This is a genomic window from Brucella intermedia LMG 3301, assembly GCF_000182645.1.
GTDB classification, from domain to species: Bacteria; Pseudomonadota; Alphaproteobacteria; order Rhizobiales; family Rhizobiaceae; genus Brucella; species Brucella intermedia.
Window position 1 is genome coordinate 853,510 of the sequence record NZ_ACQA01000002.1, and the last position, 15,025, is coordinate 868,534.

The following is a 15,025-nucleotide window of genomic DNA, read 5'->3' on the forward strand; positions in this document are numbered from 1 at the left end:
ATTCAATTCAGACTTGCACGTTGGTCAATCCGCCGGGGCAGCGAACAGGCAATCACCGTGCTCAAATGCCATCGGGCAGCGTTTCCGACGGCTTCATTGTGCACATGTTCTCCCCACGATTATCACTTGCCTTTCGCTTTTTTTCATTTCGAATGCTATCGTTTTCGGATTTATTCTGCCATTGGAAGAATCGAAGGTTGATCCTTTGCAAAAAATTGCATTCATATAAGTGCAATGAATATATCGCAGATGTCGGAACTTTGAGCCCCCCTAAAGGAGCTCGAATGTTCACGCAATCTCACACTCGAGGAGGAAACATGCTTATCCGTCTGATCACGACTTCGGCGCTGACGAGCGCCCTCGCCCTCACCATCGGTTCGCAGGCATTCGCCCAGACGGAACTGGCGTGGTGGCACGGCATGACCGGTGCCAACAACGAAATGGTCAACGAACTCTCGAAAGAGTTCAACGAAAGCCAGAGCGAATATAAGATCGTTCCGGTTTACAAGGGAACCTATCCCGAAACGCTGAATGCCGGTATTGCCGCGTTCCGCTCCAAGCAGCCCCCTGCAATTCTGCAGGTCTTCGATGCCGGCAGCGGTGTAATGATGGCTGCCGGAGGTGCTGTAGTGCCGGCTGCCGAAGTGCTGGAAAAGGGTGGTTTCAAGTTCGATAAGTCGCAGTACCTGCCCGGCATCGTCGCTTATTACTCAAAGCCCGATGGCACCATGCTGTCCTTCCCATATAACTCCTCGTCGCCGATCCTCTATTACAACAAGGACGCCTTCAAGAAGGCCGGTCTCGATGAAAACAATCCGCCAAAGACCTGGCCGGAAGTTTTTGAAGCGGCCAAGAAGATCAAGTCCAGTGGTGCGGCAGCGTGCGGCTTTACTTCGACATGGCTGACCTGGATTCAGACCGAAAACTTTGCGGCCTGGAATAACGTTCCTTATGGCACCAACGAAAACGGTCTCGGCGGCACCGATGTAAAGCTCGAGATCAATTCTCCGCTTTACATTCAGCATTTCCAGTCGATTGCCGACCTCGCAAAGGACGGCACGTTCCGCTACGGCGGTCGTACGTCGGAAGCCAAGCAGCTTTTCACTTCAGGTGAGTGCGCGATGCTTACCGAATCCTCGGGCGGCCTTGGAGATGTCGTGAAGTCGGGCATCAATTACGGCATCGGCCAGTTGCCTTATTATGAAGGTCACGGCCCGCAAAATACGATTCCTGGCGGTGCGGCCCTTTGGGTTTTCGCCGGTCTTAGCGACGAACAGTACAAGGGCGTTGCAGAATTCTTCAACTTCCTCTCCCAGACCAAAATTCAGGTCAAGCTGCACGAGAAGTCGGGTTATCTGCCAGTGACGCTCGCTGCTTACGAGGAAACCAAGAAGTCGGATTTCTACGAAAAGAACCCGGGCCGCGAAACGCCTATTCTCCAGATGATGGGCAGGGCCCCGACCGAAAACTCAAAGGGTGTGCGCCTCATTAACCTGCCACAGGTCCGCGATATCCTGAATGAAGAGTTCGAAGCCATGCTCGGCGGCAAGCAGGACGCGAAAACAGCACTTGAGAACGGCGTCAAGCGTGCCAACGACGCGATTGCCGCAGCTCAGTAAACGATCACATTGACACAACGCCGCCTGCCTTTTGTGGCAGGCGGCGTTGTTATCCCACGAGGAAGCTCCCCGTGCAGAAAGTAACCTTTCCAAATAAAATTCTGCCCTATTTCCTGCTGGCCCCGCAGATCATCCTGACTGTGGTGTTTTTCTTCTGGCCAGCCAGTCAGGCGATTTATCAGTCCTTCATGCGTGAAGATGCATTCGGGCTCAAATCCACCTTCGTGGGTCTGGCCAACTTCACAAGTGTTCTGGCCGATCCCAACTATCTGCACTCATTCAGAGTGACGATTGTTTTCAATATCCTGACCGCTCTGCTCGCGATGGGCGCAGCGCTGTTGCTTGCGACCGCTGCAGACCGCGTTATTCGCGGTAAAACATTTTATCGTACGCTCCTCATCTGGCCATATGCCGTGGCACCCGCCGTGGCCGGCATGCTGTGGCTTTTCATGTTTAATCCGGCGATGGGCACTTTCGCCTATATCCTGCGCCGCAATGGCTTCGCATGGGACCCGCTACTGGATGGCAATCAGGCTATGGGCCTCGTCGTCGTTGCTGCCGCCTGGAAACAGATTTCCTACAATTTCCTGTTCTTTGTTGCAGGTTTACAGGCAATCCCTAAATCTTTGATCGAAGCAGCCGCTATCGATGGTGCCCGGGGATCGCGGAGATTCTGGTCCATCGTATTTCCTTTGCTCGCACCGACGTCGTTCTTCCTCTTGGTCGTAAACACCGTCTATGCATTCTTCGACACGTTCGGCATCATCCATGCCGTGACGGGAGGTGGCCCTGCCAGAGCGACCGAAACGCTGGTCTACAAGGTTTACAATGACGGCTTCGTCAATCTGAACCTCGGTTCGTCTTCTGCACAGTCCGTCATTCTGATGGCAATCGTGATTGCCTTGACCGCCTTCCAGTTCCGCTTCGTCGAGAAGCGCGTGCATTATTCGTGAGGGTGGCGACAATGATAGAAAAACGCCCAATCTCAAACCTAATCGGTCACCTGATCCTCATCCTTGGCATCATAATCGTCGCCTTTCCCATCTACTATACATTCGTCGCTTCGACGATGACTTCGACCCAGATCATCCGCCCGCCAATCTCGCTTCTGCCCGGCGATCATTTCATAGAAAACTATGGCGAAGCCATCTTCGGCGGCGTTGAACGTGTCGTCGGCGTCAGTCTCGAAAGGCTGCTTTGGAACTCGTTCGTGGTTGCTATGGCCATCGCAGTCGGCAAGATCATTATCTCGTTCATGTCCGCCTTCGCGATTGTGTTCTTCCGCTTTCCGATGCGTATGTTCTTCTTCTGGATGATCTTCGTCACGCTGATGTTGCCCGTGGAAGTGCGCATTCTGCCCACCTACAAGGTAATCGTGGACCTCGGCATGATCGACACCTATGCCGGGCTTACGCTGCCGCTGATGGCATCTGCGACGGCGACATTCCTGTTCCGTCAGTTCTTCCTCACAATTCCAGGTGAGCTGGTGGAAGCAGCACGTATCGACAATGCCGGACCTTTCCGTTTCATGCGGGATATCCTGCTTCCGCTTTCGAAGACGAATATCGCAGCGCTTTTCGTCATTCTCTTCATCTACGGATGGACCCAGTATCTGTGGCCGCTGCTCGTTACCAATGATGCAAAGATGAACACAATCATCATTGGCCTGCGTCGCATGGTCGACTGGGCTGACGCTTCCACTCCCTGGAACTACGTCATGGTAACAGCCATTCTGGCTATCATTCCGCCGATCCTCGTTGTGGTGCTGATGCAGCGCTGGTTCGTCAAAGGTCTCGTTGAAACGGAAAAGTAATGAGCAAAATCGTTCTTGATAACGTCCGCAAGAGCTATGGCGGCAATGTTGAAGTCATCAAAGGCGTATCGCTGGAGATCGATGACGGGGAATTCGTGGTGCTGGTAGGTCCCTCCGGCTGCGGTAAATCCACGCTGCTGCGCATGATAGCCGGATTGGAAGGCATTACATCTGGCACCATCTCCATCGGCGCCCGCGTGGTCAACGATGCTGAGCCCGCTGAGCGCGATATTGCCATGGTGTTCCAGAATTATGCGCTCTATCCGCATATGACGGTACGGGAAAACCTCGCTTATGGCCTGAAAAACCGCAAGACACCGAAAGACGAGATCGAACGTCGCATCGCAAAGGCTGCCAAAGCCCTTGAAATCGAGCAGTTTCTGGAGCGTAAGCCGCGCCAGCTCTCCGGTGGCCAGCGCCAGCGTGTAGCCATGGGCCGAGCCATCGTCCGCGAACCGGCGGCATTTCTCTTCGACGAACCGCTTTCTAACCTCGATGCGAAACTGCGCGTGCAGATGCGTGTCGAGATCAAGCGTCTGCAACGTTCGCTCGGCACCACGAGCGTTTATGTCACCCATGACCAGATGGAGGCCATGACCATGGCAGACCGTCTCGTTGTGCTGAATGCAGGTCGTATCGAACAGGTCGGCACACCGATCGAACTTTATGAAAAACCGGCCTCCACATTCGTCGCAACGTTTATCGGCTCTCCGTCCATGAACTTGCTGCCAAGTGCAGAAACCGTCGGCTGGACGACCGGCAGTGCGGTGAAGACACCCGCAGGAAATTTCACCATCGGTGTTCGCCCGGAAGATGTCCACATTCTCGAAGATGGCGCGCCCGATGCTGATGGTTTCAATACGACCGTCCGTATCGAAGCGGTCGAACTCGTCGGTGCAGAAAGCTATATTCACGCTGCTTTGCCTGACGGCAAGCCACTTATCTTCCGCGTTGCCGGGCGCTCGGCCCATAATATAGACCAGACCGTGAGGGTTGGCGCATCCGCAGAAAATGTCCATGTTTTTGGCAGGGACGGCCAGCGCCTGAACGATTGACACTCTGACGGGTTGCGTCCGTCGAAGGTCGCAACCCGCTATAATAATCGATTTCTGTTTTAGAATTTATCGGCTACACAGAATGGAATATTTTTCCGCCTGTGAGGAAATTCCGATAGATGACGCATCAGCAGATACTCTCCTTCGCAGTGATCATACTTATGATGGGGGCGTTTATCTGGGGCAAATTCCGTTATGATGTCGTCGCGCTCTGCGCACTTCTCTTAGCGATAGCTGTTGGCGTTGTCCCATTCGATCACGCATTTTCGGGGTTTAGCGACGACATTGTCATCATCGTGGGCAGTGCGCTGGTGGTTAGCGCAGGCGTCGCACGTTCCGGTCTCATGCAGGCGGCAGTGCAGCGTTTCCTGCCGGAGATCAGCAGTGTAAGATTACAGCTGGCCGTGTTGGTCGCGGTCGTCACCGTGCTCTCCGCCTTTGTGAAAAACGTCGGTGCGTTGGCCATCATGATCCCGGTCGCTTTTCAATTCGCACGCCGCTCCAATGTTTCCCCCTCAACGTTTCTCATGCCTATGGCGTTTGGCGCGCTGCTCGGCGGTTTGATGACTCAGGTGGGTACTTCGCCCAATATCGTCGTTTCTCGCATTCGCGGCGAAATGGTGGGGGAGCCCTTCACCATGTTCGACTTCACGCCCGTCGGCGCCGTGCTTTCAGCCGTGGGGCTAATCTATCTGGTTCTTTTTTACTGGCTCGTCCCGCAACGCACGCGCGAAAATGTTTCGCTGGATGAAGCAATCAAGATCAAGAATTATGCTTCCGAAGCGCGCATCACAAAAACCTCGACAATGATCGGCAAGCGCGTGACTGATCTCATCAAGGCTGCTGAAGGCGAAGCGATGGTAACCTCCATCGTACGCAAGGAACAGCGATTGACGCCGCTTCCCGACACCGTCCTGAATGAAGGCGATGTAGTGCTACTTGAAGGCGACCCAAAGGCGCTTGATGCGATCATAAGTGCGGGAAAGCTCACCCTCTCCGAGAACCGCAATCCTTCCGAGACCAGCGGTTCGACCGACATCGAAGCCGTCGAAGCTGTTATTGGAAAAAATTCGCGTCTCATCGGACTGACGGCCCAGAGACTCGCCCTTTTCGCGCGGTATGATCTGAATCTTCTGGCTGTCAGTCGTCCAGGGGAGCGGATTACCGAGCGCCTCAGCGAAGTTATACTGCGCTTCGGCGATGTAATCGTCCTGCAAGGCAGACAGGCAAATCTATCAACCTTCCTGCCCGAGTTTGAATTGCTGCCACTCGCCCGCCGCAAGTTGATGCTCGGCAGTGTCCGGCGCGGATTGATCCCGCTCGCCATTCTGATTGCCGCCATCGGTGCGACCGCTTTAAGCCTCGTACCGGTTGCGGTGGCTTTCTTTGCGGCTGCCGTTGCTATGCTTCTGTTCAAGGTCATACCTCTCAACGAGGTCTATGACGAGATTGATGGCCCAATTCTGGTCATGCTGGCTGCGCTCATTCCGGTTTCCGATGCACTGAGGACGACCGGGGGCACTGATCTCATAGCAGAGGGACTTGCCACAATCGGCCATCAATTACCACCGGCCGGTGCTTTGACGCTCATTCTTGTGGCAGCGATGATGGTGACGCCATTTCTCAACAATGCCGCGACGGTCCTCGTCATGGCTCCAATCGCGACAAGCTTTGCTTCTGGGCTCGGTTTCAAGCCTGAAGCGTTCCTTATGGCAGTCGCGATCGGTGCGGGGTGCGATTTTCTCACCCCGATCGGTCATCAGTGCAATACGCTGGTGATGGGACCGGGCGGCTACAAATTCAGCGATTATCCGCGTCTTGGGTTGCCGTTATCCATCATCATCGCGATTGTAACGGTACCCACACTGATGTTCTTCTGGCCGTTGAAATAACGCTAACGCTGAACTGAATCTATCCATTCGAGGCTATCGGAAACGATCTTTTCCACGCTCTCGGCAACATCTGCTCGGAATACCAACGGCTCTCCGACCGGGCTTTCAAGTGTAGCAATCTGGCTTTCCAGCATCGTTACCGGCATGAAATGGCCTGTGCGATGCCCCATATGCTCATGCAAGACTTCAAAACTGCCGTCCAGAAAAACAAAAAGGACAGGCGCATCCGCTGCGGTGCGGAGGCGATCCCGATAGCTCTTCTTCAATGCGGAACAGGATATCACAATCCCGTCGCTCGAGGCTGCAAGACGTTCTCCGACTTTATCGAGCCAGGGCCAGCGATCCTCGTCCTGCAAGGGGATGCCTGCCGACATCTTATCGACGTTCGACTTTGGATGAAGAGAGTCGCCTTCGAGAAACGGAAGCTTCAAAGCATCTGCAATCTTCTCCCCGACCGTCGATTTTCCGGAACCCGAAACACCCATCACGATGATACGCAGCATCAATTCCTCATACGCTTGCGGTCATGCCGCCATCGACATGCAAGACCTGTCCGTTCACAAAAGTGGAAGCATCGCTGCTCAGGAATACGGCGGCACCGACCAATTCTTCCACATTCCCCCAGCGGCCCGCCGGCGTCCTTTTTTCCAGCCAAGCCGTAAATTCGGGGTCATCAACCAATGCCTGATTCAGCGGCGTCTTGAAATAGCCGGGTGCAATCGCATTGACCTGCAAGCCATGTCTGGCCCAATCGGTGGCCATACCGCGGGTCAGGTTACGGATAGCTCCCTTTGTCGCGGTATAAGGCGCAATCGAAGGACGCGCCAGTTCACTTTGAACCGAAGCAATGTTGATTATCTTGCCGCGTCCTCGCGCGATCATATGGCGCGCAGCCGCCTGCCCGGCATAAAAAGCGCTGGAGATGTTGGTTTCCAGAAGCTGCTGCCATTTCTCGATAGGGAAATCCTCAAGCGGTGCGCGGTACTGCATCCCGGCGTTATTGACCAGAATATCGAGTGCGTCGATTTCCTCTTCAATCATCTCAATGGCGGCGCGGACTTCCGCGGCATTCGTCACATCGAAGGCAGATGCAAAGACCTTATGTCCATCATCCTCCAGCAGGGTGACAGCCTGATCCACCTTGCCCCGGTCACGGCCATTGATGATCACCGTTGCACCATGTTCCGCAAGCCCTCGCGCCAGGGCAAAACCAATGCCCTGACTGGAACCCGTGATCAGCGCAATGCGCCCTTCCAGATTGAAAAGCCCGAAAGAAGAAGCCATCAAAAAGTTTCCAGCTTGAGGCCGACTCGGCTTGCTGCCTGCACGATGTGGTGGCGCATCACTTCGCGTGCCTGCAACGGATCCCGCGAATGAACGGCGTCCCTGATTGCGGTATGCTCATCAATGGTGATCTCGACAATCTGCTCGAGCACGGCCCGCGCACGCGCTGCGTTGATTGCCTGATTGATGCGTTCGGCAATGAAGCCTAGGACCAACGGAAAATACTCATTGTGAGTTGCAGAAGCGAGCGCCCGATGAAAAGCCAGATCGGCAGCTATACCCGTATCGGTCCATTTTTTTGAACCGCTCATTTCTGCGAGCGCTTCGTTGAGTTGCATCATGTCATGTTCATCATGATGAACCGCCGCTAATCCCGCCGCTTCAATTTCGAGTGCCATTCGTAACTGGAACAGGCTGCGGAAATTTTCGCGATTGGCAAGTGTTTCTGGCTCTATCCGGAGGGCGTGTCTCCTGTCGGGTTCTGTCACGAAAGCCCCGACACCCTGTCGGGTTTCAACCAGACCCTCGTTGCGCAACTGGGCTATCGCTTCACGTACAACCGAGCGGCTAACTCCGAAGCTCTGAGCCAGATTATGTTCTGTCGGCAGCTTTTGCCCCGGCAAGAGAGTACCTTCACCGATCTGCCGCGTGATTTCGGAAGCGATGCGTCCAGGGAGTTGCTCATTGCGCCTGATTTCACCAAACAAAATGATAAAGTCTCCCTGATTGCCTGTGCAATTGATGTGTCGTCAGCCTTTTGAAGAGTCAAGCGAAAGCTGGCAGCCCGGATTCATGATGTTGTCCGGATCGATTACCTGTTTGAGACCTTCAAGCAGCTTTCGCCGTGCAGGGTCAATACGCTTCTCGAAATCGTCCCTTTTCAGGCGACCAATGCCGTGTTCCGCGCTAATGCTGCCTGCATAACGATCCAGAACAGCATTGATCGTTTCCTTCGCAAGCTTGATCTTCGCGTCTTTCGCAGCAACATCGAGATTGCTTTCCGGGATGACATTGAGATGCACATTGCCGTCCCCGACATGTCCATAGGAAACCGCGAGACAATCAGGAAGAACCTTGGCCAGTTCCCTTTCAGCTTCATCGACGAACGATGCCAGTTTCGACAATGAAACCGATATGTCAGTGCGCAGATGCTTGCCACGCAGCGCCTGCCCTTCATTCATCGCCTCGCGAAACATCCAGAGATTTTGACCTTGTGCCCGCGAGGACGCGATGGTCCCGTCAAGAACGAGGCCATCTTCCATTGCTCCTGCAAGAAACTGCTCCATCAGTGACGCTATATCGACCAGTCCCGAGCCTGAAATCTCCATCAAGACATAGGCCGGATATTGCCCCAGCGGCGTGGCGAGTTCCGGCATCGCCTCTTGTGCCAGTGTAAAAGCCACCGGAGGCATGAACTCGAATGCCGACATCAGATCACAGCACTGCACCCGTGCCCGCCGATAAAGCGCAATGGCATCTTCAAGGGAATTGAGCCCAAGCAGCGCAGTTTCCACCTTGTCCGGCAAGGGCATCAGTTTGATTGCGACGCCGGTTACTATTCCAAGAATGCCTTCCGCACCGATAAAAAGCTGTTTCAGATCAATGCCGCCATTGTCTTTTCTCAGCGTCGAAAGACCGTTGAATATAGTACTGTCAGGCAGAACGACCTCCAGCCCCAGTATCAACTCGCGGGTCATGCCATAGCGCAACACATTGATGCCGCCGGCATTGGTGCTGACATTTCCCCCGATACGACAGCTTCCCTGCGCACCAAGCGCCAGCGGAAAAAACATTCCTTCGGTTGCCAGTTTGTCTTTCAGTTCCGAGAGAATGCAACCCGCATCGACAACCGCTGAAAAATCATCCGGATCTATTTTCCGAATGCGGTTCATCCGCTCAAGACTCAAAATGACGAGATTGTCCCGGCCATCCGGTACGCCACCCTGCACGAGACCGGTATTTCCGCCTTGCGGAATGATAGACAATCCCAGGGAAGCGCAGGCTTTGACCGCGGCGGAAACATCCGCTGTCGAACGCGGACGGATCACCGCAACCGCCGCATTTTCCACATCCCCCGGCCAGTCACGACAATAGCCAGACATGTCATTTTGTTCGGTCATAACCAGATCGCCACCCAAAAGAGCGACGAGACCGTCCTGCTTGTTTCCCGCCCTGTCCCCCGTAACGTACATGATATCCTCTTGGCTTTATCGAAGTGCAATGCGCTGTCGCAGGAGTACGACAGTTTTTCAGATGCGGCGGGCTTTTCCGTTTCATTCCTTGGACAGAACGGAGAAAACTGTTTCCAACGCTTACATATAAGGTTATCAGACAACCCTACAACATGAATCTGCGGGAGATTGGATAAGTGTTGTTCCACAGCCAAGTCTGCATCATTTGAGTGTCAGTGGCTGCAAGGCAGGGAGGAGATTTCTGGATGCATATCGCAATCATCGGCGCCGCTGGCATGGTGGGCCGCAAATTAGCGCAGCGCCTTTCCAACGATGGCCGTCTCGGGGATATCCCCGTAGAGAAGCTCACGCTTGTCGATATCGTCGCCGCAGAACCTCCAGTCGGCTTCGCAGGATCGGTCGACACTTTGGCTGCGGATATATCCACCAAGGAAACCGCGCAGAAGATCGTATCAGGACGGCCTGATGTCATCTTTCACCTAGCGGCAATCGTGTCCGGTGAAGCAGAGATGGATTTCGACAAAGGATATCGAATTAATCTGGACGGCACACGTTATCTGTTCGATGCAATCAGACTTGCGCACGTTGCCGATGGCTATAAGCCTCGTGTGGTCTTCACATCCTCCATCGCCGTTTTTGGCGCTCCGCTGCCCTATCCGATCCCGGATGAATTTCATACGACGCCGTTGACCAGTTACGGCACGCAGAAGGCAATCAGCGAACTTCTTTTGTCCGACTATACGCGACGCGGCTTCTTCGACGGTATCGGCATCCGCCTGCCGACGATCTGCATAAGGCCGGGCAAACCGAACAAGGCTGCATCCGGCTTTTTCTCCAGTATATTGCGCGAACCGCTCTCCGGTCAGGAAGCCATATTACCTGTTCCTGAAGAGGTTCGGCACTGGCATGCTTCGCCGCGCTCAGCGGTGGGCTTTCTGATTCATGGAGCCACTATCGATACGGAAGCGGTCGGTGCGCGTCGCAATCTTTCCATGCCTGGTCTCAGCGCCACCGTCGGTGAGCAGATTGAGGCGTTGCGCCGCGTTGCTGGCGATAAGGCCGTCCGACTCATCCGACGCGAGCCAGATGAAATGATCATGCGCATGGTCGCAGGGTGGGCGCCCGGTTTCGAGGCTAAACGCGCACAGGCCCTTGGCTTCACCGCCGAAACCTCCTTTGATGAGATCATTCGCGTTCACATCGAAGATGAAATGGGAGGCAAGCTTTGAAATGCAGGATCGCTTTTCTCGGTACCGGCCTGATGGGCGCACCAATGGCCGGTCGGCTTCTGGATGCAGGCTTCGACGTAACGGTCTGGAACCGGAACAGCGCCAAGTCTGCCCCCCTTGTGGAAAAAGGTGCCAAGCTCGCTCAAACCGCCGCAAAGGCGGGGGTGGACGCCGATATCGTCATCACCATGCTGACCGATGGACCAGCGGTACGTGATGTCCTCTTTGAGCAAGGTGTCGCTGCTGTCTTGAAAAAAGGCAGCATAGTCATCGACATGAGTTCAATTTCGCCGGACTTCGCGCGCGAGCATTCGAAGCGTCTGGAGGCGACGGGCGTCAATCATATCGACGCGCCGGTTTCCGGGGGCGTGGTCGGTGCACAGGAAGGTACACTCGCCATCATGGCCGGAGGTGATGAAGCGGTTATCGCCACCCTCGCCGATGTGTTCAAACCGTTGGGACGCCTCACGCGCGTGGGTCCGTCAGGTGCCGGCCAGCTTGCAAAACTTGCCAATCAACAGATTGTTGCCGTGACCATCGGGGCAATCGCAGAGGCAATGGTTCTTGTCGAAAAAGGCGGCGGGTCGCGTGCCGCATTCCGCGATGCCATCCGCGGAGGTTTCTGTGAAAGCCGCATTCTCGAACTCCACGGCAAACGGATGATCGACCGCAATTTTAAGCCAGGAGGCACATCGCGCATTCAGTTGAAAGACCTCAACTCGATCCTGAAGACCGCAGGCGACCTGTCCTTGAAATTGCCGTTGACCGAGACCGTGCGAGAGGCTTTTGCGACTTTCGTTGAAGACGGCGGAGGCGAGAAGGATCATAGCGCCCTGCTTCTTCATATCGAAAAGCTCAACGACGTTCCTCAAGATTAGCGCCTGATAAGCAGTTGCATTGGGAGGTGCAATGAAGATCACAGCAATCGAAACCATTCGCATCGCCGAACGGCCAAATCTTTTGTGGGTGGAAGTTCATACAGATGAAGGAATCACCGGCCTCGGCGAAACCTTTTTCATGTCCGAGACGGTCGAGTCCTATCTGCACGAATATGTCGCGCCGCGTGTTCTAGGTCGCGATCCGTTGCAAATCGATCTGCTGGCCTCTGACCTTGTGGGCTATCTCGGTTTCCGTTCAACCGGCGCGGAAGTGCGTGGCAACTCCGCTTTCGATATCGCCCTGTGGGATTTATACGGCAAAGCTGCCAATCTCCCTATCGCTCAGCTTCTCGGCGGCTTCAGTCGTCAATCCATCCGCACTTATAATACGTGCGCCGGAACCGAATACATCAAGAAGGCTACCGGCCAGCAATCCGGCAACTACGGTCTGGCCGGTTCCGGAGCCAGCTACGACGATCTGAACGGCTTCCTGCACCATGCCGATGAACTTGCCCTCTCATTGCTGGAAGAAGGCATAACGGCGATGAAAATCTGGCCATTCGACATGGCGGCAGAAAAGACACGCGGGCAGTATATCTCTCAACCCGATCTCAAAGCGGCATTGCAGCCTTTTGAAAAAATCCGGGCGGCGGTCGGTGATCGCATGGATATCATGGTCGAGTTCCATTCCATGTGGCAGCTCTTGCCCGCCATGCAGATTGCCCGTGAACTCAAGCCATTCAAGACTTTCTGGCACGAAGACCCGATCAAGATGGACAGTCTCGGCAGTCTCAAACGTTATGCAGAAGCCAGCATTGCACCTATCTGTGCCTCCGAAACTCTAGGAAGCCGATGGGCATTTCGTGATCTTCTGGAAACAGGCGTGGCCGGCGTCGTCATGCTTGACTTGAGCTGGTGTGGTGGCCTTTCTGAAGCACGGAAGATCGCTGCTATGGCCGAAGCCTGGCATCTTCCGGTCGCGCCACATGATTGCACCGGACCGGTCGTTCTGTGTGCTTCGACGCATCTATCGCTCAACGCACCAAATGCCCTGATTCAGGAAAGCGTCCGCGCGTTCTACAAAACATGGTATCGCGATCTTGTTACCGCCCTGCCCGAAGTCAAGGACGGCATGATTACGGTTCCGCCCGGTACCGGGCTGGGCATGGCCCTCAGCTCCGAAATGGACAAAGCCTATACCGTCGGCCGAAGAAAAACAGATCGATCTAATTTTTGAGCTCAAAGCCGTCTCAAGGCTGGACTCAATTCTGGACTGCTAATAATAGTACTATTGTTGTCAGGCATCCTGACAACATATGGCCCGTGGGAAACGGCCATACATTGGGAGGATATCTGTGCAAGACAAGCGTGAACTGAAAGCAACGTTGATTCTGCCTGAAGACAGCCACTCAGCGGTTTTGATTGGCCGTGTGTGGTCGAAAGCCGAAAACGGTCCTTGTCCTGTATTGGTCAAAAATGGCCATGTGCACGATCTGTCCAGCTTGTCAGCTACGGTTTCGGGCCTTCTGGAACGCCGTTCGCTAATAAGTGAACTGGAGAATACCGAGAGCTATCCAAACCTCGGTTCTCTGGATGATTATCTTTCCGGTGATCGCGGGGAGTTGCTCGCTCCCATAGACCTGCAATCCATCAAAGCAGCAGGCGTTACCTTTGCCGACAGCATGCTTGAACGCGTGATTGAAGAACAGGCCAAAGGCGATCCCTCTCGAGCCCGCGAAATTCGCGAACGTCTGGCGCCGGTTATCGGCGACAATTTGCGCGGCGTCGTGGCAGGCTCCGAAAAGGCTGCGGAGGTCAAGGCGCTTCTTCAGGAAATGGGACTCTGGTCCCAATATCTGGAAGTGGGTATCGGGCCCGACGCGGAAATCTTCACCAAATCTCAGCCGATGTCGGCCGTTGGATGCGGCGCTACCGTCGGCATTCTGCCCATTTCCCAATGGAACAACCCGGAACCCGAGGTGGTCCTGGTTGTCGCCTCGGATGGACGTATTGTCGGCGCAACTCTTGGCAATGACGTCAATCTTCGAGACGTGGAAGGTCGTTCGGCTTTACTGCTCGGTAAAGCGAAGGACAATAATGCTTCCTGCGCTATCGGCCCGTTTGTTCGTTTGTTCGACGCCCAATTCACTATGGACGTATTGCGCAAACTCAAGCTGTCGCTGACGGTTCATGGGGCTGACGGTTTCGAAATGACCGGCGAAAGCCCTATGGAAGCGATCAGCCGCGATCCTGAAAATCTTGCGTCACAGATGATGAACCGCAATCATCAGTATCCGGACGGCGCAGTGTTGTTTCTTGGCACCATGTTCGCGCCCGTGAAGGATCGTCGTGGTGCGGGACAAGGGTTTACCCACGAAGTCGGCGACCGCGTGGAGATTTCCACGCCGAAGCTTGGACGGCTCATCAACTGGGTCGACCGGACCGACAAATGTCCTGAATGGACATTCGGTATCAGGGCGCTGATCCAGAACCTGCAAGCGCGCGATTTGCTCGATAAAGTCTGAGGGCGCATAGATGACGAAAGCCATAGACTTCTTCTACAAGATACTTGGCGCAATTCTCGTCTTCCTCCTCGCCGGCATGGCTATTATGGTCTTCGTCAACGTGATTTTGCGCTACGCCGCAAACTCTGGACTGACCGTATCGGAAGAACTTGCGCGTTATTTTTTCGTCTGGGTGTCTTTTCTTGGAGCCGTCCTCACCTTTCGCGAGAATAGCCATTTGGGCATCGAGTCGCTCGTTGCTCGCTTTGGACGGCAAGGGCGCGTTACCTGCATGGCAATCAGTTATCTGATCGTCCTGCTTTGTTCCGGGATTTTCTTCTGGGGCACCTGGAAACAGTTCGACATCAACGCCAGCATGGTCGCACCCGTCACGGGACTTTCAATGATCTGGGTTTACGGCGTCGGGTTATTCACGGGTGGCGCAATGTTCATCATTGCCGCCGAGCGCTTCCTGCGCGCTGTCACCGGTCGTTTGACCGATGAGGAAATTGCCACCTTTGCGGGCGAACACTCGCTCGACCATCTGATGGAGTAGACG

The 15,025-nt window shown here is 54.6% G+C and carries 14 protein-coding genes; 10 read left to right on the forward strand and 4 right to left on the reverse strand.

Annotated features, from left to right (window positions below; all coding sequences use genetic code 11):
* Positions 1-317: 317 nt before the first annotated feature.
* From ugpB to OINT_RS16445, 5 genes are all read left to right on the forward strand, one after another.
* Entirely contained in the window at positions 318-1,619 is a 1,302-nt protein-coding gene (gene ugpB, locus OINT_RS16425; RefSeq protein WP_039853290.1) for a sn-glycerol-3-phosphate ABC transporter substrate-binding protein UgpB, read from the forward strand.
* Positions 1,620-1,690: 71 nt separating this feature from the next.
* The gene (gene ugpA, locus OINT_RS16430) at positions 1,691-2,572 is read left to right on the forward strand and encodes a sn-glycerol-3-phosphate ABC transporter permease UgpA (RefSeq protein ID WP_006469005.1); all 882 of its coding nucleotides are present in this window, start codon (positions 1,691-1,693) and stop codon (positions 2,570-2,572) included.
* An 11-nt stretch (positions 2,573-2,583) separates the two neighbouring features.
* Entirely contained in the window at positions 2,584-3,432 is an 849-nt protein-coding gene (gene ugpE / locus OINT_RS16435; protein WP_006471322.1) for a sn-glycerol-3-phosphate ABC transporter permease UgpE, read from the forward strand.
* The gene (locus OINT_RS16440) at positions 3,432-4,487 is read left to right on the forward strand and encodes a sn-glycerol-3-phosphate import ATP-binding protein UgpC (RefSeq protein ID WP_006469007.1); all 1,056 of its coding nucleotides are present in this window, start codon (positions 3,432-3,434) and stop codon (positions 4,485-4,487) included. The genes ugpE and OINT_RS16440 overlap by 1 nt, the downstream gene beginning before the upstream one ends.
* A gap of 119 nt (positions 4,488-4,606) precedes the next feature.
* Positions 4,607-6,379 (forward strand): SLC13 family permease, encoded by a 1,773-nt coding sequence (locus OINT_RS16445; RefSeq protein WP_006469008.1) that lies wholly within the window; start codon positions 4,607-4,609, stop codon positions 6,377-6,379.
* Positions 6,380-6,381: 2 nt separating this feature from the next.
* On the opposite strand, the gene OINT_RS16450 is transcribed toward OINT_RS16445, so the two are convergent.
* Genes OINT_RS16450 through OINT_RS16465 form a run of 4 tightly spaced genes read right to left on the reverse strand, consistent with a single transcriptional unit; the run spans position 6,382 to position 9,855 of the window.
* On the reverse strand, positions 6,382-6,882 hold the full coding sequence (locus OINT_RS16450) for a gluconokinase (RefSeq protein ID WP_006471323.1): 501 nt from the start codon (positions 6,880-6,882) through the stop codon (positions 6,382-6,384).
* Between the two features lie 7 nt (positions 6,883-6,889).
* Complete coding sequence (locus tag OINT_RS16455) at positions 6,890-7,663, reverse strand: SDR family oxidoreductase (RefSeq protein WP_006471324.1); 774 nt, start codon at positions 7,661-7,663, stop codon at positions 6,890-6,892.
* Entirely contained in the window at positions 7,663-8,370 is a 708-nt protein-coding gene (locus OINT_RS16460; RefSeq protein WP_006469011.1) for a FadR/GntR family transcriptional regulator, read from the reverse strand. The genes OINT_RS16455 and OINT_RS16460 overlap by 1 nt, the downstream gene beginning before the upstream one ends.
* A 42-nt stretch (positions 8,371-8,412) precedes the next feature.
* Positions 8,413-9,855, reverse strand: a complete 1,443-nt coding sequence (locus OINT_RS16465) for an FAD-binding oxidoreductase (protein WP_006469012.1) — start codon at positions 9,853-9,855, stop codon at positions 8,413-8,415.
* 245 nt (positions 9,856-10,100) lie between these two features.
* On the opposite strand from OINT_RS16465, the gene denD reads away from it, so the two are divergent.
* From denD to OINT_RS16490, 5 genes are all read left to right on the forward strand, one after another.
* On the forward strand, positions 10,101-11,084 hold the full coding sequence (gene denD, locus OINT_RS16470; protein WP_006471325.1) for a D-erythronate dehydrogenase: 984 nt from the start codon (positions 10,101-10,103) through the stop codon (positions 11,082-11,084).
* The gene (locus OINT_RS16475; RefSeq protein ID WP_006469014.1) at positions 11,081-11,962 is read left to right on the forward strand and encodes an NAD(P)-dependent oxidoreductase; all 882 of its coding nucleotides are present in this window, start codon (positions 11,081-11,083) and stop codon (positions 11,960-11,962) included. The genes denD and OINT_RS16475 overlap by 4 nt, the downstream gene beginning before the upstream one ends.
* A 31-nt stretch (positions 11,963-11,993) precedes the next feature.
* Positions 11,994-13,199, forward strand: coding sequence for a mandelate racemase/muconate lactonizing enzyme family protein (locus tag OINT_RS16480; protein ID WP_006471326.1), 1,206 nt, complete (start codon positions 11,994-11,996; stop codon positions 13,197-13,199).
* Between the two features lie 118 nt (positions 13,200-13,317).
* Positions 13,318-14,487 (forward strand): fumarylacetoacetate hydrolase family protein, encoded by a 1,170-nt coding sequence (locus OINT_RS16485; protein ID WP_006471327.1) that lies wholly within the window; start codon positions 13,318-13,320, stop codon positions 14,485-14,487.
* 10 nt (positions 14,488-14,497) lie between these two features.
* Complete coding sequence (locus tag OINT_RS16490) at positions 14,498-15,022, forward strand: TRAP transporter small permease (RefSeq protein WP_006469017.1); 525 nt, start codon at positions 14,498-14,500, stop codon at positions 15,020-15,022.
* The last annotated feature ends 3 nt before the right edge of the window (positions 15,023-15,025 follow it).

Excerpts from the sequence above, each read along its gene's own strand:
- denD (WP_006471325.1), top strand. The coding sequence starts at position 10,101 with ATGCATATCGCAATCATCGGCGCCGCTGGCATGGTGGGCCGCAAATTA.
- OINT_RS16445 (WP_006469008.1), top strand. The coding sequence starts at position 4,607 with ATGACGCATCAGCAGATACTCTCCTTCGCAGTGATCATACTTATGATG.
- ugpE (WP_006471322.1), top strand. The coding sequence starts at position 2,584 with ATGATAGAAAAACGCCCAATCTCAAACCTAATCGGTCACCTGATCCTC.
- OINT_RS16465 (WP_006469012.1), bottom strand. The coding sequence starts at position 9,855 with ATGTACGTTACGGGGGACAGGGCGGGAAACAAGCAGGACGGTCTCGTC.
- OINT_RS16480 (WP_006471326.1), top strand. The coding sequence starts at position 11,994 with ATGAAGATCACAGCAATCGAAACCATTCGCATCGCCGAACGGCCAAAT.
- OINT_RS16450 (WP_006471323.1), bottom strand. The coding sequence starts at position 6,882 with ATGCTGCGTATCATCGTGATGGGTGTTTCGGGTTCCGGAAAATCGACG.
- OINT_RS16490 (WP_006469017.1), top strand. The coding sequence starts at position 14,498 with ATGACGAAAGCCATAGACTTCTTCTACAAGATACTTGGCGCAATTCTC.
- OINT_RS16455 (WP_006471324.1), bottom strand. The coding sequence starts at position 7,663 with ATGGCTTCTTCTTTCGGGCTTTTCAATCTGGAAGGGCGCATTGCGCTG.
- ugpB (WP_039853290.1), top strand. The coding sequence starts at position 318 with ATGCTTATCCGTCTGATCACGACTTCGGCGCTGACGAGCGCCCTCGCC.
- OINT_RS16440 (WP_006469007.1), top strand. The coding sequence starts at position 3,432 with ATGAGCAAAATCGTTCTTGATAACGTCCGCAAGAGCTATGGCGGCAAT.